The organism is Streptosporangium minutum (assembly GCF_002149035.1).
GTDB classification, from domain to species: domain Bacteria; phylum Actinomycetota; class Actinomycetes; order Streptosporangiales; family Streptosporangiaceae; genus Streptosporangium; species Streptosporangium minutum.
This window is the reverse complement of the sequence record NZ_NGFP01000011.1, coordinates 25920-42907: the sequence shown is the minus strand read 5'-3', so window position 1 is coordinate 42907 and position 16988 is coordinate 25920. Positions and strand designations below refer to the sequence as shown.

Annotated in this window: 18 protein-coding genes; 8 read left to right on the top strand and 10 right to left on the bottom strand. The window is 70.3% G+C overall.

Features of this window, described 5'->3' with window-relative positions; genetic code table 11:
• The first annotated feature begins 78 nt into the window (after nucleotides 1-78).
• From CA984_RS04345 to CA984_RS04335, 3 genes are all read left to right on the top strand, one after another.
• Entirely contained in the window at nucleotides 79-1638 is a 1560-nt protein-coding gene (locus CA984_RS04345; protein WP_242675727.1) for a serine/threonine-protein kinase, read from the top strand.
• A 106-nt stretch (nucleotides 1639-1744) separates the two neighbouring features.
• A complete protein-coding gene (locus CA984_RS04340; RefSeq protein WP_086568375.1) occupies nucleotides 1745-2560 on the top strand; it encodes an ABC transporter ATP-binding protein in 816 nt (271 codons plus the stop codon).
• 78 nt (nucleotides 2561-2638) lie between these two features.
• Nucleotides 2639-3373, top strand: coding sequence for a DUF7873 family protein (locus CA984_RS04335; RefSeq protein ID WP_086568440.1), 735 nt, complete (start codon nucleotides 2639-2641; stop codon nucleotides 3371-3373).
• 485 nt (nucleotides 3374-3858) lie between these two features.
• Here CA984_RS04335 and CA984_RS04330 read toward each other — a convergent pair whose 3' ends face one another.
• Both CA984_RS04330 and CA984_RS45885 read right to left on the bottom strand, forming a co-directional pair.
• Nucleotides 3859-4146, bottom strand: coding sequence for an HU family DNA-binding protein (locus CA984_RS04330; protein ID WP_086568373.1), 288 nt, complete (start codon nucleotides 4144-4146; stop codon nucleotides 3859-3861).
• A 393-nt stretch (nucleotides 4147-4539) separates the two neighbouring features.
• Complete coding sequence (locus tag CA984_RS45885; protein WP_165781098.1) at nucleotides 4540-4713, bottom strand: hypothetical protein; 174 nt, start codon at nucleotides 4711-4713, stop codon at nucleotides 4540-4542.
• Nucleotides 4714-4875: 162 nt separating this feature from the next.
• Here CA984_RS45885 and mihF point away from each other — a divergent pair, with 162 nt between their 5' ends.
• The gene (gene mihF / locus CA984_RS04325; protein ID WP_031163488.1) at nucleotides 4876-5184 is read left to right on the top strand and encodes an integration host factor, actinobacterial type; all 309 of its coding nucleotides are present in this window, start codon (nucleotides 4876-4878) and stop codon (nucleotides 5182-5184) included.
• Nucleotides 5185-5428: 244 nt separating this feature from the next.
• Here mihF and aceA read toward each other — a convergent pair whose 3' ends face one another.
• Nucleotides 5429-6721 (bottom strand): isocitrate lyase, encoded by a 1293-nt coding sequence (gene aceA, locus CA984_RS04320; RefSeq protein ID WP_086568370.1) that lies wholly within the window; start codon nucleotides 6719-6721, stop codon nucleotides 5429-5431.
• A gap of 240 nt (nucleotides 6722-6961) precedes the next feature.
• Between aceA and CA984_RS04315 the strand changes: the two genes are divergently transcribed.
• Nucleotides 6962-8431, top strand: coding sequence for a helix-turn-helix transcriptional regulator (locus CA984_RS04315; protein WP_051864654.1), 1470 nt, complete (start codon nucleotides 6962-6964; stop codon nucleotides 8429-8431).
• Here CA984_RS04315 and CA984_RS04310 read toward each other — a convergent pair.
• A complete protein-coding gene (locus tag CA984_RS04310) occupies nucleotides 8416-10512 on the bottom strand; it encodes a hypothetical protein (RefSeq protein WP_086568367.1) in 2097 nt (698 codons plus the stop codon). The two genes, CA984_RS04315 and CA984_RS04310, sit on opposite strands and share 16 nt — an antisense overlap.
• A gap of 130 nt (nucleotides 10513-10642) precedes the next feature.
• Here CA984_RS04310 and CA984_RS04305 point away from each other — a divergent pair, with 130 nt between their 5' ends.
• A complete protein-coding gene (locus tag CA984_RS04305) occupies nucleotides 10643-11599 on the top strand; it encodes a glucosyl-3-phosphoglycerate synthase (RefSeq protein WP_086568365.1) in 957 nt (318 codons plus the stop codon).
• Here CA984_RS04305 and CA984_RS04300 read toward each other — a convergent pair.
• On the bottom strand, nucleotides 11562-11819 hold the full coding sequence (locus CA984_RS04300) for a hypothetical protein (RefSeq protein WP_133061550.1): 258 nt from the start codon (nucleotides 11817-11819) through the stop codon (nucleotides 11562-11564). The genes CA984_RS04305 and CA984_RS04300 overlap by 38 nt on opposite strands.
• A 77-nt stretch (nucleotides 11820-11896) precedes the next feature.
• On the opposite strand from CA984_RS04300, the gene CA984_RS04295 reads away from it, so the two are divergent.
• Nucleotides 11897-13111, top strand: a complete 1215-nt coding sequence (locus CA984_RS04295) for an acyl-CoA dehydrogenase family protein (RefSeq protein ID WP_086568359.1) — start codon at nucleotides 11897-11899, stop codon at nucleotides 13109-13111.
• 104 nt (nucleotides 13112-13215) lie between these two features.
• On the opposite strand, the gene CA984_RS04290 is transcribed toward CA984_RS04295, so the two are convergent.
• The 4 genes from CA984_RS04290 to amcB all read right to left on the bottom strand — a co-directional run bounded on the left by CA984_RS04290 (nucleotide 13216) and on the right by amcB (nucleotide 15949).
• Nucleotides 13216-13926, bottom strand: a complete 711-nt coding sequence (locus tag CA984_RS04290; protein WP_086568357.1) for a hypothetical protein — start codon at nucleotides 13924-13926, stop codon at nucleotides 13216-13218.
• A gap of 27 nt (nucleotides 13927-13953) precedes the next feature.
• A complete protein-coding gene (locus CA984_RS04285; RefSeq protein ID WP_086568355.1) occupies nucleotides 13954-14616 on the bottom strand; it encodes a pentapeptide repeat-containing protein in 663 nt (220 codons plus the stop codon).
• A gap of 62 nt (nucleotides 14617-14678) precedes the next feature.
• Nucleotides 14679-14864, bottom strand: a complete 186-nt coding sequence (amcA, locus tag CA984_RS04280; RefSeq protein ID WP_086568353.1) for a multiple cyclophane-containing RiPP AmcA — start codon at nucleotides 14862-14864, stop codon at nucleotides 14679-14681.
• Nucleotides 14861-15949, bottom strand: a complete 1089-nt coding sequence (gene amcB, locus CA984_RS04275; RefSeq protein ID WP_086568351.1) for a cyclophane-forming radical SAM peptide maturase AmcB — start codon at nucleotides 15947-15949, stop codon at nucleotides 14861-14863. The genes amcA and amcB overlap by 4 nt, the downstream gene beginning before the upstream one ends.
• A 344-nt stretch (nucleotides 15950-16293) precedes the next feature.
• Between amcB and CA984_RS45880 the strand changes: the two genes are divergently transcribed.
• The gene (locus CA984_RS45880) at nucleotides 16294-16470 is read left to right on the top strand and encodes a hypothetical protein (protein WP_165781097.1); all 177 of its coding nucleotides are present in this window, start codon (nucleotides 16294-16296) and stop codon (nucleotides 16468-16470) included.
• Nucleotides 16471-16603: 133 nt separating this feature from the next.
• On the opposite strand, the gene CA984_RS45875 is transcribed toward CA984_RS45880, so the two are convergent.
• Nucleotides 16604-16753 (bottom strand): hypothetical protein, encoded by a 150-nt coding sequence (locus CA984_RS45875; protein WP_165781096.1) that lies wholly within the window; start codon nucleotides 16751-16753, stop codon nucleotides 16604-16606.
• Between the last annotated feature and the right edge of the window lie 235 nt (nucleotides 16754-16988).

Here is a 16988-nt window from a genome sequence, read left to right as displayed (position 1 = left end):
CCACAGTGTGCTTGCCGGAGTGCGTACACGAGAGGCTCAACCAGGATGGCGCGTGGCGGAACTGGCTCCTTGAACGGCATGCCGCCCGGGGTGCGGCCGCTGACGGTCGGGGACCCGGTCATCATCGGCCGGTATCTCCTGCTCGGCCGTCTCGGCGTCGGCGGCATGGGCGTGGTCTACCTGGCCGAGCATCCGCAGGGCGGGGTGGTGGCGCTCAAGACGCCACATCCGGTGCATCTCAACGATCCCACGCTCCGCGCCCGTTTCGCGGAGGAAGTGGAATTCTCCCGGCGGGTGGTGCCTTTCTGCACCGCCGCCGTGGTCGAGGACGGCACCGACCGGGACCGGCCCTACCTGGTCTCCGAATACATCCCCGGGCCGGCGCTGTCCCAGGTGGTGTCCGAACACGGCCCGCTCACCCCGGACCTCGCCTACGGTGTCGCCCTCGGGGTGGCCGCCGCGCTGGTGGCGGTGCACGAGGTGGGGCTGGTCCACCGCGATCTCAAGCCCGGCAACGTGCTGCTGTCGCGCACCGGTCCCCGGGTGATCGACTTCGGCATCGCCAGGGACGTCGACGCCCTGGCCGCGCACACGCAGGCCGGGCAGGTCATGGGCAGCCCCGGCTGGGTCGCCCCCGAGCGCCTCACCGGCGGCCCGGCGCTGCCGGCCTCGGACGTCTTCGCCTGGGGCTGCCTGATCGCCTATGCGGCCACCGGCCACCACCCCTTCGGGGCCGGCGAGCCCGACGCGCTGGCCCGGCGCATCATGGTCGAGCAGCCGCGCGTCGCCTCGGTGCCCGCGCTGCTCCGCCCGGCCGTCGAGGCCTGTCTGGCCAAGGAGCCCGCCCGCCGGCCCCGGGCCGCCGACCTGCTCGGCGCGCTGCTCGCGGCGGGTGGCGTCGGAGCCCCGGGGGACCTTCGCGTGGCGGTCGCCGAGGTGCTGGCGGAGATCTGGACGCCGGTGCCCCACCCGTCCGAGACCGGCCCCGTACGGCCCGCCTCCGCGCGGCCGTGGGAGGGGTCCGAGGTCCCGGCCAGGACCTCCCGCAGGGCGGCGCCGCGCAGGGCCGCGCACCTGTCGCAGGCGAGTTTCGCGGCGCTGGCCACGCTCTCCATGGCGGCCGTCACGGTGGTCGCCGCCGGGAGCGGCGGAGCCGGAGCCGGCGACGGCGCGGGCGTCCCCGACCTGGCGCCGATGGTGATCCCCGTTCAGGAGAGCACCATGGGCTCCATCTCCCGGGGCACCCGGCCGCCCGGCGGCAGGCGGCAGCCCGCGCGGGTGACGACGCCCTCCACGGTCCTGGTCACCACGACCCACACCGTCTCGGCGCCTCCCGTGAGCGACGGCCGCGAGGAGCCCCGGCCCGGCCGGTCACAGGATGACGGCGGCCCCTCCGGCGGGGGCGGGTCGCAGACCTGCGCGGACGTGACGGCCAAGGCCAGGGGCAGGGGCCAGGGCCAGGGCAACAAGGATCGGGACTGTCCGGCGACGCCGGGCGTCAGCCCCAAGCCCTCCTTCACCCAGATCCCGCAGACCGGTGACGGGGAGAGCCCGGGGCCCTCGCCGACCCCGTCCGTCACGGTGACGGTGCCCTCGCCGCCGCCCAGCATGAGCCCCTCGGTCCAGATCGGCGGCTGAGACGGCCCCCGATCCCGCCGAGGGCGGCCGTCGCCCGGACGGGCCAGGGGGGCAGCGGCGCATCGGTTAAGGTAATCGGCGCGTATCGAGTCATAGGGGGAGACCAGTGGACCAGTCCGTGCCCGGTGTGGTCGAGCTGAGCGGTGTCGGCGTGCGGGCGGTCGGCCGGACCCTGCTGGCCGGCATCGACTGGCGGGTGGAGTACGGCCAGCACTGGGTGGTGCTCGGGCCCAACGGGGCGGGTAAGACCACGCTGCTGTCGCTGGCCGCCGCCGTGCGGCATCCCACCGAGGGCACCGCCACGGTGCTCGGCCAGCGGCTGGGCCGGGTCGACCTGAGGGAGCTCCGCCGTCACATCGGCCTGGTGGCGGCCAGTCAGCGGCTCGTCGACGAGGACCTGCTGGAGGAGGAGGGCGCCACCGCGCACACCGTCGTGCTGACCGGTCACACCGGGACCAGCGCCCCCCTGTGGGACCGGTACGGCCCCGCCCAGCACGAGCGGGCTCACAGCCTGCTGTCGGACATGGGCTGCAAGGACCTCGCCGACCGGCTCTTCCGCGTCTGCTCGCAGGGCGAGCGGGCCCGGGTCCGGGTGGCCAGGGCGCTGATGGCCGACCCGGTGGTGCTGCTGCTGGACGAGCCGTTCGCCGGTCTCGACCTGCCCGCCCGCGAGGATCTGATCACCGCCGTGGAGGACCTCGCCGCGACCCGCCCGGCGCTGACCACGGTCACCGTCACCCATCACCTGGAGGAGGTCCCGGCCACCACGACCCACGCCCTGCTGATGCGTGACACCCGCATCCACGCGGCCGGTCCGGTGGCGGAGATCCTGACCGGCGAGAACCTGTCGGAGTGCTTCGGCCGTCCGCTGCGGATCGACAACCTCGACGGGCGCTGGTACGCCCGCGCCGTACGCCGCTGAGCCGTACGGCGTCAGCGGAAGCCGTACGCCGTTAAAAGCAGGTGAGTACGGGGTGATCTTCCCGATATCGTGACCTCCATGGCGACCAAGTTGAACCAGATCCTCGCCGTGGAGAAGGGCGTCAAGTCCGACACCCAGCGCAAGGTGACCGACGCGTATCACACGATCCAGAAGAACGCTCTGCTGTCGGGCATCTCCCGGACCTATCAGCCGGTCGACGACGAGGGCGAGCACCTGCCGGCCGAGTCGACGCGCGTGCAGGTCCAGGCGGAGGATCTGCTCAAGCAGCTCGGCACCGCGCTCACCAGGCTGTTCGACGTGACCGCCACCAAGGACTGGGCGAACTGCGTCGCGCGGGCCGACGTCATGGTGGACGGCACCACCTTGCTGGAGAACGTGCCGGTCACCTACCTGCTCTTCCTGGAGAAGCAGCTCGTCGATCTGCACACCTTCGTCTCCAAGCTGCCCGTGCTCGACGCGGCGGAGACGTGGACGCTGGACCAGTCGACCGACTGCTGGCGGACCGAGCCGGTCAAGACGACCCGGACCAAGAAGGTGCCCCGCAACCACGTCAAGGCCGAGGCGACCGACAAGCACCCGGCCCAGGTCGAGGTCTACCACGAGGACATCGTGGTCGGCTTCTGGACCAAGGTCGCCTTCTCCGGCGCCGTCCCGCGCAAGCGGATCAACGAGCTCCTGGAGCGGGTCACCAAGCTGCAGGACGCCGTGAAGTTCGCCCGCGAGGAGGCCAACGGCACCGAGGTCGCCGACCGGCGCATCGGTGACAGGATATTCGGCTACCTCCTGGGGTAGCCTCTCAAGACTCCCCGTGGGAGCGCGGGGACGCGCGAAAGCGCGGAAGCTGAAACTGAAATGTCAGCCTGACACGCGGTCCAAGTGAGGGTTCGATTCCCTCTCCCGGCACTCTCCGCGCCGGGATAGCCCAACTGGCAGAGGCAGCCGCTCAAGCTCAGACTCTCGCTCCAGGTTCAGCATTCGCCGCCGAGCGTCAGATCGACCGAGGGCGGGCAGTGATCGTCGGGTGCGGGTTCGAGTCCCGCTGGGCGCTCCACATGCGTTCGTAGCTTAATGGCAGAGCACGACATCGTCAGAGATGACCGGCCCTCTTAAACGCGCTGACGCCGCGACATGGCGGCACCCAAGGCCCCCGGGGAATGGACAACCTCCCCGGGGGCCGTCGCCTGTCCCGGCCCGCCTCCGCCCCGCTCCGGTTCCGGTGCGGCGTCCTGCTTCCGTACGGCGGCGCGCGGCGTCGACGCTCGGGGGAGGAGGAGCGGTCAGTCCTTCTTGCGCTGCCGGATGAGGCCCAGGAACCCCGGGCTCGGCTTGAACTTGGCCGTCCAGGTCTCGGCGATCTCCAGGGGATCGCCGGTCTGCGGATTGCGTCCGGTCCGCGCCGGCTTGTGCACGATCTCGAAGGACCCGAAGCCGGGGATCGCGACCTTGTCCTCGGCCGCCACGGCCGTCTGGATGGTCCCCAGGATCGCCTCCAGGGCGGCGGCGGTCTGCCGCCGGCTGAGCCCCGCCTCAGCCGCGGCCTTCTCGATCAGCTCGCGCTTGTTCATGGCCATAGTTAACGCCATCGGGGCCGGATCCATCGAGCCCCGTCCTCCTCCCGCGGTCCTCCGCACCGGAGGGCGGCCGGGATCTGGGGGTGATCGCGCCCCGAGAGGGCCCTGCGGCCTGCGGCGGTCCGGCGGTGAGGAGTGCCCGCCGCCCCGGCGAGGCGGCGGGCATTTCGCAGTTCAGCGGTCGGACTGGGCGGCCAGCCGTTCCGCCTCCTCGTACAGGGCCTCAACGAGGAGGAACTCCAGTCGGAGGTCTTCGTCAACGAGGCCGTCCAGAACTCCCATACGGGCCTCCCTGTCTAGACCGACGTCTCAGGAGTCCCAGAAGTTCACGCCGATACCGAATCGGACTCGGTTGTGATCGATACTTGATCGTCCGGAGGACGGACCCTAGGTCTCGACGAGCTCGGCCAGGTTCACGAGCCGGCCGACCTCCCGCACGTCCATGCAGTAGGCGAGCACCATCCGCTGTCCACCGATCCGCTGGGTCACACGCAGGCATGGGAGATCGTTGAGCATGATCGCCTCGACTTCGATGCCGTCCGGTCCTCGCCAGATACCCATGAGGACGAGGCTACGAAGAGTCAGGTAAGGCCGGGGTAACCGTCTGGGCATATCGTGATGGTCTGTACCGGACGCGCTACTTTTCCCACAGTTAGGCGATGATTAGCCGAGTTGCTGTGGGTAACAGAACGTCATAATCCGAGTAATCGAGGAGAAGTCAACATGGCTCTGCCTAAGCTAACCCCCGAACAGCGTCAGGCCGCCCTTGCCAAGGCCGCTGAGACCCGCACGGCCCGTGCCAAGCTTCTGGCCGAGGTCAAAGCCGGTTCTGTGAGCCTTGAGCAGCTGCTGGGCCGCGACGACGACATCGCCAAGCGCATCAAGGTGTCGCAGGCGCTGCGCGCGCTGCCCGGCATCGGCAATGTGAAGGCCGCCCAGCTCATGGCGGAGGCCGACGTGGACGAGGCCCGTCGTCTCGGTGGGCTCGGCGCCCAGCAGCGCCGCAAGCTGATCGAGGCCGTCGCCGGCTGATCCGCCGGTACGGCGGGGCCCGGCCACGCAGCGGGCCGTACCGCTTGAACCGCTCCGGGGTCGGGTGACCGTCCGGGAGCGGGCGGCGGCTTCAGGGCCGGGCGCCCGGCAGTGAGAGGCCCCGCCGGACGGACTCGGGGGATATCCGTACGGCGGGGCCTCGTTCTACGACCTGGTCACCGAGCTCGCCCGGGAAGGAGTCCCATGCCCTGGAAACGTCCGGGCGGGCTCGGGGTCCGGAGGGTCAGTGAGCCTTCTCGAACTGCTCCTCCTCCGTGGAGCCCCGCAGGGCCGTGGTGGAGGATTCCGGCGCGATGGCCGTGCTGACCAGGTCGAAGTATCCGGTGCCGACCTCGCGCTGGTGGCGGGTGGCGGTGTAGCCGCGCGACTCGGCGGCGAACTCGGCCTCCTGGAGCTCGACGTAGGCGGTCATGCCCTCCTCGGCGTAGCCCTGGGCCAGGTTGAACATCGAGTAGTTGAGCGAGTGGAAGCCCGCCAGCGTGATGAACTGGAACTTGTAGCCCATGTGGCCGAGCTCGCGCTGGAACTTGGCGATGGTCGCGTCGTCCAGGTGCTTCTTCCAGTTGAACGAGGGCGAGCAGTTGTAGGCCAGCATCTGGTCGGGGTAGCGGGCCTTGACGGCCTCGGCGAACTCGCGGGCCACGTCCAGGTCCGGCAGGGAGGTCTCCATCCAGAGCAGGTCGGAGTGGGGCGCGTAGGCCAGACCCCGGGCGATGCAGGAGTCGACGCCGTTGCGGACGCGGTAGAAGCCCTCGGCGGTGCGCTCGCCGGTGGTGAAAGCCTGGTCGCGGGGGTCGACGTCGGTGGTCAGAAGCGTCGCGGCCTGGGCGTCGGTCCGCGCGATGATCAGAGACGGGACACCGAGGACGTCGGCCGCGAGGCGGGCCGCGTTGAGCGTCTTGACGTGCTGGCCGGTCGGGATCAGGACCTTGCCGCCCAGGTGGCCGCACTTCTTCTCGGAGGCGAGCTGGTCCTCCCAGTGCACGCCCGCCGCACCTGCGGCGATCATGCCCTTCATCAGCTCGAAGGCGTTGAGCACGCCGCCGAAGCCCGCCTCGGCGTCGGCCACGATCGGGGCCAGCCAGTGCGGCGCGTCCTCGTTCCCCTCCGACCAGGTGATCTGGTCGGCGCGGAGCAGCGCGTTGTTGATGCGGCGCACGACGGCCGGGACCGAGTTCGCCGGGTAGAGGCTCTGGTCCGGGTAGGTCTGCGCGCCGAGGTTGGCGTCGGCGGCGACCTGCCAGCCGGACAGGTAGATCGCCTTCAGGCCCGCCTTCACCTGCTGCACGGCCTGGTTGCCGGTCAGCGCGCCGAGCGCGTGCACGTAGTCCTCGGTGGTGAGCAGCTCCCACAGCCGTTCGGCGCCGAGCCGGGCGAGGGTGTGCTCCTCCTGGACGGACCCCCGGAGCCGGACCACGTCCTCGGCCGTGTAGGTCCGCTCGGTGCCCTTCCAGCGGGGGTTGGTCTCCCAGTCGCGCCGCAGCTCGTCTGCGGCTCCCTTGAGGCGATCGTTCATTTTTTCACTCCTTGTCGTCCCCTGGGTGCCTTGCTCTGAGTGTGTGCTCGGGCGAAACGGGCAAACAAGGCCGATCTTGGTGAAAAAACTTCTGTTTTTCTCGTAAAGCGAAGAATTATCGGTATTCAGCAGAGAAGAATTTAAGAGTTTGCGCTATGGACTAGACCAATCCCGCGATGTGGATCACCAGGTCCGGGGGAGCGTTGAAATAACTACGGAAATTTCGTTTAACATCGTGCTATGGCATCGTTGGTCGGTGAAGAACCGCTGTCCTTGACGCAGGAGCTCGATCTCATCGCGTTCGGCCAGCGCCTGAGACACCTGCGCAAACAGCGCGGTCTCACCCTCTCCGACCTGGGCGAACGCGTCAGCCGCGCGCCGAGCCAGCTCTCCCTGCTGGAGAACGGCAAGCGCGAGCCGAAGCTGTCCCTGCTGAAGTCCCTCGCCACCGCGCTCAACGTGCCGGTCGAGGAGCTGCTCCGCCGCCAGGCGCCCAGCAGGCGGGCACAACTGGAGATGGCCCTGGAGGAGGCGCAGCGCGACCCGCTGTACGCCGGACTCGGCCTGGCCAGGCTGAAGGTCTCCGCGCGCGTCCCCAACGACGTGCTCGAACACATCCTCGGCCTGTACGGCGAGCTGCGTTCACGCCAGGCCAAGGGCACCGCCACCCCGGAGGAGGCGCGGGTGGCCAACGCCGAGCTCCGCCGGATGCAGCGCGAGCGGGGCAACTACTTCGAGGAGATCGAGAAGGCCGCGGCCGAGGCGCTCTCCGCGGTCGGCTACCGCACCGGCGCGCTGTCGCAGAGCACCGTCCAGGCCCTGGTCACCCACTTCGGCTACACCGTGCGGACCGTCCAGGACCTGCCGCGCACGGTCCGCTCCATCACCGACCTGCGCAACCGGCGCATCTACGTCAAGCACGAGCAGCTCGGCATGCACACCCCGCGCACGATCCTGCTGCAGACCCTCGGACACCTCGCCCTCGGCCACCACAAGCCCCGCGACTTCGCCGACTTCCTCCGCCAGCGGACCGAGGCCAACTACTTCGCCGCCGCCGTGCTGGTGCCCGAGGCCACCGCCGTGCCGTACCTGAGGGAGGCCAAACAGGACCGCGCGCTGAGCGTGGAGGACCTGCGTGACGTCTTCGCCGTCTCCTACGAGATGGCCGCGCACCGCTTCACCAACCTGGCCACCCACTTCCTGGACCTGGTCTGCCACTTCGTCCGCAACGACGCCGGCGGGATCATCTACAAGGCCTACGAGAACGACGGCATCGTCTTCCCCGCCGACGAGCAGGGCGCGATCGAGGGCCAGCGGATGTGCCTGCAGTGGTCGGGCCGGCAGGTCTTCCGCTCCCCGGACAGGTTCTCCGTCTTCTACCAGTACTCCGACTCGCCCACCGGCACCTACTTCTGCGTCGCCCACGTCGATCCCTCCCGGGAGCGGGACTTCGCCATCACCCTCGGCGTGCCGTACCGCGAATCACGCTGGTTCCGCGGCAGGGAGACCACCCACCGCACCAAGTCCGGCTGCCCCACCGGCGACTGCTGCCGCCGTCCGCCCGCCGAGCTCACCCAGCGCTGGGAGGGCTACGCCTGGCCCTCGGCCCGCGGCAACTCCCACGTCCTGGCAGCCCTGCCGCCCGGGTCCTTCCCCGGCGTGGACGAGGCCGACGTCTACACCTTCCTGGAGCGTCACGCGCTCGAGTGACCCCGCGACAGGACGAGCGACGGGTGGCCGAAGAACTGGTAGGCGGGCCCCGTGGCGGGGACCTGGCAGCGCAGGGAGCGCAGCACCTCGGCCGGCGGCTCGCCGCCGAGGCAGCGGCGGTAGAACTCCGGCGCCAGGCCGTCGCCGACGGGCCAGAGGGGGGCGACGACCCCGCTCGCGCCCGCGAGCAGGAACGCCTGGCAGTCTCCGGGCTCCTCGAGGAAGACGAACGGGCCCTCGCCCATGCCTCGGCTCAGGGCGTCGAACGCCGAGCCGCCGGATGTGAAGTGGATCATGTCCGGTGGGTCGCCCAGCATCGCCAGCACGTCGCCGAGCACCGGGGTGACCCGGGCGGCGCCGTAGGCGGTGACCAGCGGATGGACCTCCGCCCCGCCGTACACGACCGCCATGCTGTCGCCTCGTGCGCGCACCGGCGGAGGCAGCTCGGGACGCCGCCCGCCGAGGGGCCAGCGGCCGGTCACCGTCTGGCAGTTCAGGAAGGCGGGGACGGAACGGTCGAACGGATGCTCCAGCGTGGCCAGCTCCCAGGGGATGTGCGGCTCCTGGGAGAGGATCAGCACGCTCGGGCGGCGCGGAGCCACGCGCCCGGCCACCGCGTTCAGCAGCTCCCAGAATCCTCGCGGGATCTCCGAGGCGACCTGCCGGCCCATGTCCTCGACGGTCCGCGCCCGCTCCGCCACATGCCGCCCGAACTCGGAGGTCCGCATCCCCAGGTCGCACGGCTCCGCCTGGTCGGGGGTGGTGAAGTGCGGGGACTGGTAGGTCCACCACAGCAGCCCCGGCCGGTCGCCGTGGACGATGACCGCCGTGACGTCCGCGGGCTCCCCGCTGCCGGCCACCCGCACCCGGGTGCCCGCGACCGGCTGCGGGACGCTCTCCCGGCCGAGCTGACCGGGGGAGTCGAGGACCGCGAGCGCGCGCACGCCGAACCCGGTCACCTGACCGCCGGCCGAGTGGACCACCTGGATCTGCCGGGCGACCGCCGGCTGGTCCTGCGGGAGGGCGACCAGGCGGACCGTCGCCCTCGGGTACGGCGAGGCCCCGTCGACGCGGAGCCGCACCCGCCACCCGCCCGGCGCCTCGAACCCCTCGGCGATGACCTGGATGTCCAGGTCGGCCGGCTCGTGGGTGAAAGGCGCCTCCTGGCCGCCGGGCACCGCTCCGGAGGCGGCAGAGGCTCCGGCCGGGGCGTCGGCTCCGGCAGGGGCCCCGGCGTCGGGGAACCGGCCGGTCCCGGATGAGTCGCCTCCGGGGGAGAGGCCGACCTCGATCTCGATCCCCCAGCCCGCCACCACCTCGCCGGGCGCCTCGATCAGCGGGAACGCCTCCCACTCCGGCCCGGTGGGAGCCGGTTGCCTGCGCCGCCTGCGGAACGCCCCGGTCAGCCGGCCGAGCACGGAGTGGCCACGGTCGGGCGCGAGGGACGCTCCCCGCGGGGGCTGGGGTCCGTGGCCGGGGGCCGCGCCGGCCGGCGCCTGACCGGCCCCCGGCCCGTCCTGACCGTGCGGCGGGTGTCCCGGACTCGCGGGTCCGTACGGCGGGTGCCCCGGACCGGCGGGGCCGGGCGGCGGAGCCGGGTCCGTATGACTGTGACCGGGAGGCGGAGCCGGACTCGTGTGCCCCGGCGGCAGCGGGTCCGGGAGCGCGGAACCTGGCTGCGTGTCCGGGCCATCCGGGCCATCCGGGTCAGGGGGACCCGGCGGCAGGGCCGGGCCGGTGAGGCCGGTCGGCAGGGCAGGGCCGGTAGGACCGGGTTCCGGGGGCGGGCCGGTGAGGCCGGTCGGCAGGGCAGGGCCGGTGAGGCCCGGTGACGACAGGTCCGGCATCTCGGTCAGGGCCTGCTCGTTCAGGCGGCGCAGCAGGGCGAACCGCTCCCAGGCGGGGCCGTACTGGGCGAGGAGCATCACGATGACGTCGGCCAGCGGCCCCGGATCCTGCCTGCCCTCCTCGGCCAGCAGCGGATCGAGCCGCTCCCGCAGCTCGACGGAGGCCGCGCCCAGCAAATCGTCAAGCTCGTCGCGGACGGTACGGGCCGCCCTCATCACCGCCACCGGTTCCATGCCGCCCCCCTCGCGTCGCCCTGCACCGATCTTCCCATCTGTGGGGACAGGCCGGGATCGGGTACCCGGTGACAATCGGCGCCGCATAGGGTGATAGCCGTGAGTTCCGAGGTGATGGAAAGGGTGGGCTGTGCTGCCTGAGGTGGAGGCATGGCTGCGTGGGCACACTTCATCATCGGACGACTGGTCGATGCCATGGCTGCTGGAGGCCAAGGGCGACACGACGGTCAGCGTCGTGCTGCCCGCCCGCGACGAGGCGGAGACGGTGGGGGAGATCGTCGCCGCGATCCGGCGTGACCTGATGGAGACAGTGCCCCTCGTCGACGAGCTGGTGGTCATCGACTCCCGGTCCGTCGACGACACCGCCGTGCGCGCCGCGCGGGCGGGGGCCAGGGTGATCGCGCAGGACGACATCCTGCCCGACCTGAAGCCGATGGACGGCAAGGGGGAGGCGTTGTGGAAGTCCCTCGCCGCGACCTCCGGTGACCTGCTGGTCTTCATCGACGCCGACCTGCGCGAGTTCCGCACGTCGTTCGTGACCGGGCTGCTCGGCCCGCTGTTCGCCGACCCGGGCGTGGCCTACGTCAAGGGCTGCTACGACCGGCCGCTGCAGAATGTGCAGAGCGGTGGCGGCCGGGTCACCGAGCTCGTCGCACGGCCCCTGCTCAACCTGCACTGGCCGCTGCTGGCCGGGTTCGTGCAACCCCTCGCGGGGGAGTACGCCGGACGCCGGTCCGTGCTGGAGCGGGTCCCGTTCGTCACCGGTTACGGCGTGGAGCTGGGCCTGCTGATCGATCTGCTCGACCTGGCCGGCCTCGACGCCCTCGCCCAGGTCGACCTGGGCCGCCGCGTCCACTCCCACCAGTCGACCGAGGCGCTGGGCGGCATGGCCTCCCAGATCCTGCAGACCTCCTGGTCCCGTCTCGAACGCCAGAACATGATGGTCTCGCTGCACACGCCGTCGCTCCGGCTGGCCCAGTTCCGCCGGGGCACGACCGGCCATCACGCGACCGTCCGCGACGTGGCCGTGGCCGAACGTCCCCCGATGATCACCATCCCCGGATACTCCGCCGCGCCGGAACGATGATCGCGGGTACGGCGCGCGGCCCGGCCTCACCGTACCGCGAGAGGCCGGCGGTGTGCGGGGGCAGCCGCGCCGTACGGCCGGCGGTGCCTACGTAGCCCACGGGGCCGCCGCCGGGCCCCGCCATGACCCCGGCCGTCTCGTTCAGCACGGCGTCCATGACGCGACCGGACAGCTTCTCCTCGCCGGTGCCGGCCGTACCCCGTAGGCGCGCGTCCGTCACGGGTTGCGCGGAGGGGGCCGCCCGTCGGTAAAGTAGGGGGTGTTACCGGTGGTAACGCTTTCTGGGAGGAGTGCACGATGAGCGAGACCGGCTTCTGCCCGGAGTTGAGCGACGACGTGCGAGAGGTGCGCGACTGGGTGCACGACTTCGCCCGCTCCGTCGTCCGCCCGGCCGGCGCCGAATGGGACGAGCGCGAGGAGACGCCCTGGCCGGTCATCCAGGAGGCCGCCAAGATCGGGCTCTACTCGCTCGACTTCTTCGCCCAGCAGTGGTTCGAACCGAGCGGCCTCGGCCTGACGGTGGCCTTCGAGGAGCTCTTCTGGGGAGACGCGGGGATCGGCCTGTCCATCGTCGGCACCGGTCTCGCCGCCGCGGCCCTGTCCGCGGGCGGTACCCCCGAGCAGATGGGGGAGTGGCTGCCGCAGATGTTCGGCACCCCCGACGACGTCAGGCTCGGCGCGTTCTGCGCCTCCGAACCCGACGCCGGCTCCGACGTGGGGGCCATCCGCACCCGCGCCGTCCCCTCCGGCGACGACTGGATCATCAACGGCGTGAAGACCTGGGCCACCAACGGCGGCATCGCCGACGTCCACGTCGTCGTCGCCTCGGTGGACCCCTCGCTGGGCACCCGGGGCCAGGCCTCCTTCGTCATCCCTCCCGGCACGCCCGGGCTCGCGATGGGGCGCAAGTTCAGCAAGCACGGCATCCGCGCCTCCCACACCGCCGAGGTGATCCTCGACAACGTGCGCGTGCCCGGCTCGTGCCTGCTCGGCGGCAGGGAGAAGCTCGACGCCAGGCTGGCACGCGTCCGCTCCGGCGAGCGCGCCGGCGAGCAGGCCGCGATGCGGACCTTCGAGACCACCCGCCCGTCGGTGGCGGCGATGGCGGTGGGCATCGCCCGCGCGGGATACGAGTACGCCCGTGACTACGCCCGGGAGCGCGAGCAGTTCGGCCGCAGGATCGGCGAGAACCAGGCGATCGCCTTCCTGCTGGCCGACATGGCCACCCGCGTCGACATCGCCCGCCTGATGACCTGGCGCGCGGCCTGGATGGCCCGCAACAACCGCGCCTTCGGCCAGGCCGAGGGCTCGATGTGCAAACTGGTGGCGGGCGAGGCGGCGGTCTGGGTCACCGAACAGGCCATCCAGATCCTCGGCGGAGCCGGCTACACCCGCGACCACCCGGTCGAACGCTTCCACCGGGACGCCAAGATCTTCACCATCTTCGAGGGGACGTCGGAGATCCAGCGGTTGATCATCGGCCGCGCGGTCACCGGCCTGCCGGTGCGGTGAGAACCTCGCACTTCGCGGCCCTCGGCCTGGTGTGCTGCGCCAAAGTGATCAATTCGCCAACGGTGTCTCCCATCAAGGGAGGGGCGGGGCGCTCTTTTGCGTTCTCAACCCAGCCAGAAGGCCGCCAGTGACCACGCCTGGATATCGCTTGTGGAGCCGTCGTGCGGCGCGAGCTCGGTGGGTGCGATATATCCCTGGCCGGGCTCCAGGTGGATGCGCAGGCATCGCAGGGGGTGCCCGTCGGCGACGTATTGACGCACGTCGTCGGTGTGCGGGTAGTGCTGCTCCTGGTCACGGCCGAGCGCCCTGCAGATCTCCAGGATGTCCCGGTCGCCGACCAGGAGGTAGCGGGTTCCCGGCCCGAAGTTGATGCACAGCCGGCGGCGGCTGTCTTGCCGGACCGGGTATGGCAGCCGATCCCAGTTGTCCACGTGCAGTCCGATCCTGCGGCTGATCGTCGTGTCCTCGGTGGAGGTGAGCAGCCCGGCCGGGCTGCGCGTGGAGACGTGCCGCCTGCGTGGCCAGCGGCCACCCAGCGGGTCGAGAGTGGCCGCGGCGTCCACACGGGCTTGGAGATCGTCGGAGGTGAAGACCGGCAAATCCTGGCTAACTAGTTCGATCATCATGTTGGGTGGGGCGGCGGCGTCGGGCCGGAGACGGTCGGCTTCCGCGCTGCTGAGGGGTATCCAGTCTCCCTGGGGGACGACGGCCACGCCGTCGTCATAGCCCGGCGCGTCGCCCGCCTGCCTGACGTGCCCGATCTCGATGCGTCCATGGATGTCGCTGAACTGGTCGAACCGCAGCCGTACGCCCATGTCTCCGCCTCCTTGATTGCCGAGGTCCTAATCGAAGGTGATCTCCTGCTCGGCTGCGAACGCCTGGGCGAGGCCCTGGAGCTGCGGCCGATCGATGATGATCTTCTTGAGTGCGCTCACGCCGCGAAGGCTGGACAGGTCGTTGCCGCGCAGATCGCAGTCACGGTAGGTGCCGCCGTCGAACTCCGTCAGGTGCAGGTCGCACCCGTCGAACGCCACGTCACTCAGGTCGGGTGCGGAGAACCTCGCCTCACGCAGGGAGCAGGACGAGAAGATGACTGCCCCGATGGCGCGTACGCGAGTGAAGGCGGCGAGGTCGAGCTTGCACCGCTCGAAGACCACGTCGTCGAGCGTGACGTTCGCCCACATGGCGCCGAGCATCTTGCAGTCGGTGAACGTGACGCGGGAGAGTTTGCTGTCCTCCCAGCGGAGGCCGGACAGGTCGCAGCCGGAGAACTCGACCGAGTGCAGACGCAGCTCTTCCAGGCGGGCCCGCTGGGTGGTGAGGCCGGTGACGCGTCCGTCCATGAGCTGGGTTCCCGACAGGGGCAGCTCGCGTAGACGGGCGTCGGCGTATCGGAAGTCGCGCAGCTTGCCGTGCTCGCCTTCGAGTGAATCGACCTCGTCCAGGTCGGTGTCATACAGGTCGGGCAGCGTAACGCTCGTCCGGCGTACGGTGCGTGTGTCCATTGTCGTGCCTTCCGTATGGTCCCGTCGTGGGCGCGGGGCGCCGCGCCCACGACGGTCGTCTGCTACTTTTTCTTGCTCCAGTTGTCCCAGCTCGGCTTGTTGTTGAATCCGCCCTTGCCGTTGTCCCAGCTCGGCTTGTTGTCGAACTTGGCGGCCTGCGTCGGGTCGGGGTTCTCGAGGGTGCTGGTGCCGATCAGGTCGCCGACCACCTTCGCATCCGTGGTGGTCAGGCACTCCAGCATGGTCATGCCGCGATCTCCTTTTTGGTTGAGGTGTACAGAGCGGTGATGAGGGCTTGACGGGTGAGTCGGCAGTAGTCGGTCTCCGTGGTGGCGAAGCTGCCGTTCTCGAAGTAGCGGTTGCATGCCTGCGCGCCGCGGCAGAAGTCGAAGAACTCGCATTCCGCCTGACACCGGGACAGGCCGGTCATAAACTCGGCGACGTAGCGCAGCCGGTGCGCCTGGTCCAACATGCTGACGATGCTCTGAGAGCGGACGTTCCCGGCAACGAAGTCGCCGTAGGCGTCGTCGCTGATGCCGGCCAGCTCGGGCGATGCCAGCACCACGTCTCCGTCCACCGACACTGTCGGAATCGGATCGAGGCCGTATCTGCACCACTGGTCGCTCTGCCCGCTGCGGGAAAGGTGCAGGTAATCGGTGAGCCGTTCGAGCTCCCGCAGCGCGGGCCCTTCACTGTGGGTCCTGCGCCAGTCCATGACGCGCTTCCAGAACCGCTCGGCCTGGTCCCGGGTGATCCCGCATCGCTGGTTGTTGACGCCCTCCATCTCCTCCACGTTCAGGCCGATGGTGTGCGGCCCCAGGCTCGCGAGGAAGTCCAGGAGCGACTCGGGCTGCCCGATGCCTTCGGCCCCCACGACGGCGATCAGGGAGAAGCGGATGCCGTGGTCACGCAGGCGGCCGATGCCGCGCACGACCCGGTCGACGGCAGGCCTGCCGCGTAGATCCACCCGCCGGGCGTTCAGGGCCGTCGGGCCGTCGATACTGACGCCGACGCGGATCTGGTACCGGGAGAGCAGGTCGCACCACTCGTTGTCGATGAGGGTGGCGTTGGTCTGCACGCTGTGTTGGATCCGGCCCGCGTGACGCAGCTTCTCGAACGGCGCGAGCAGTTCCTCGAACTTGCGCCGGCCCAGGGTGAAGGGCTCTCCGCCGTGCCACACGATGTCCAGTTGGCTGCTGGAGTCGGTCAGGGCCGCAGCCGAGGCGGCAACAGCATGGGCGACCTCGGGGGACATCTCACGACGGAGGCGCCGGAACGGCAGATAGCAGTACACACAATCGAGGTTGCATAGCGTGGTCGGCTGTAAGACCAGTGTTCCCCGGTCGGCCGAACCACCGATCGAACTCTAATCGTCCTTCCATCTCGTGCGTTCCTTTCATGAAGGGGGAAGGGGTCGTGGTGCCCGTGGCCACGAGAGGGTCGTCGCCCTCCGCGCACCCCGCGGGGATGAAGGACGGTTCGACTCGTGGCCACGGGGTTGTGCCTGGCGGGCCTCGCCGGCGGGGGTGGGAAGTGGGCCAGCCGGTGAGGGAAGACGAGGCCCGCCAGGGTTCAGCGGCGGCCATCAGCGCGCGCAGCTCGTCGAGGTCTGCGGGCCCTGATGCAGTGGCACAGTCGGGGATCGGCGAAGCGCTCTGTTACCGGGATCGCCTATGAATGAGGGGGAGAAACGTCGCGATCAAGCCCACCGCGCACAGCACAATCATCCCCGCGAGGGCGGGCGTCGGTATTGAGGCTGGTGAGCTTACGACCCATGCGGCGAACGCCAGGGTGCCGATGATGAAGGCGATGTTCCCGATGCATCTGAAGTTCAACGATCTCTCCGATGTGTGAACAGGTTGTCTACCTCGGGCCGCCCGAGGATGGGACGGCGCGGCGGCGCGGGACGGGCCGTCCCACAGGCGGCGATATACGGTGGCGGACGACAGGCCGGCGCGGTGTCGTCCGGGTGTGCGGGGCTGCTCGGTCACGAGACCACCTGCCTGGCGATTTTCTCCTGCCGTTCGACCTCGGCCTCCAGCTCGCCGGCCGTGTCGGCGTCCACGGTGGGTTCCGCTCCGGCACGCAACGCGCCTGAGGGGAACGCCTTTTCGCGGACGGCCCAGAGGCGTCCCATGTCGCTGAGGATCAGTCGCCAGCCTGGAATCATGGGGCTCGCGGACTCGGGCGGCGTGGATCTACCATCTTCCATGGATCGGACCTCCATCCGACCAAGGGCCCGTCCGGACGTGGCAAGCGCCAGGCGGGTCCACCTGTTTGGCGGGAAAAGTGTTCCGAGCGTGCTGTGTGAAACGGCCCCGACTGCGCGTTGCAAGGCATCCGTACGGCGTCTCATCGGCCTACAGCTCCGC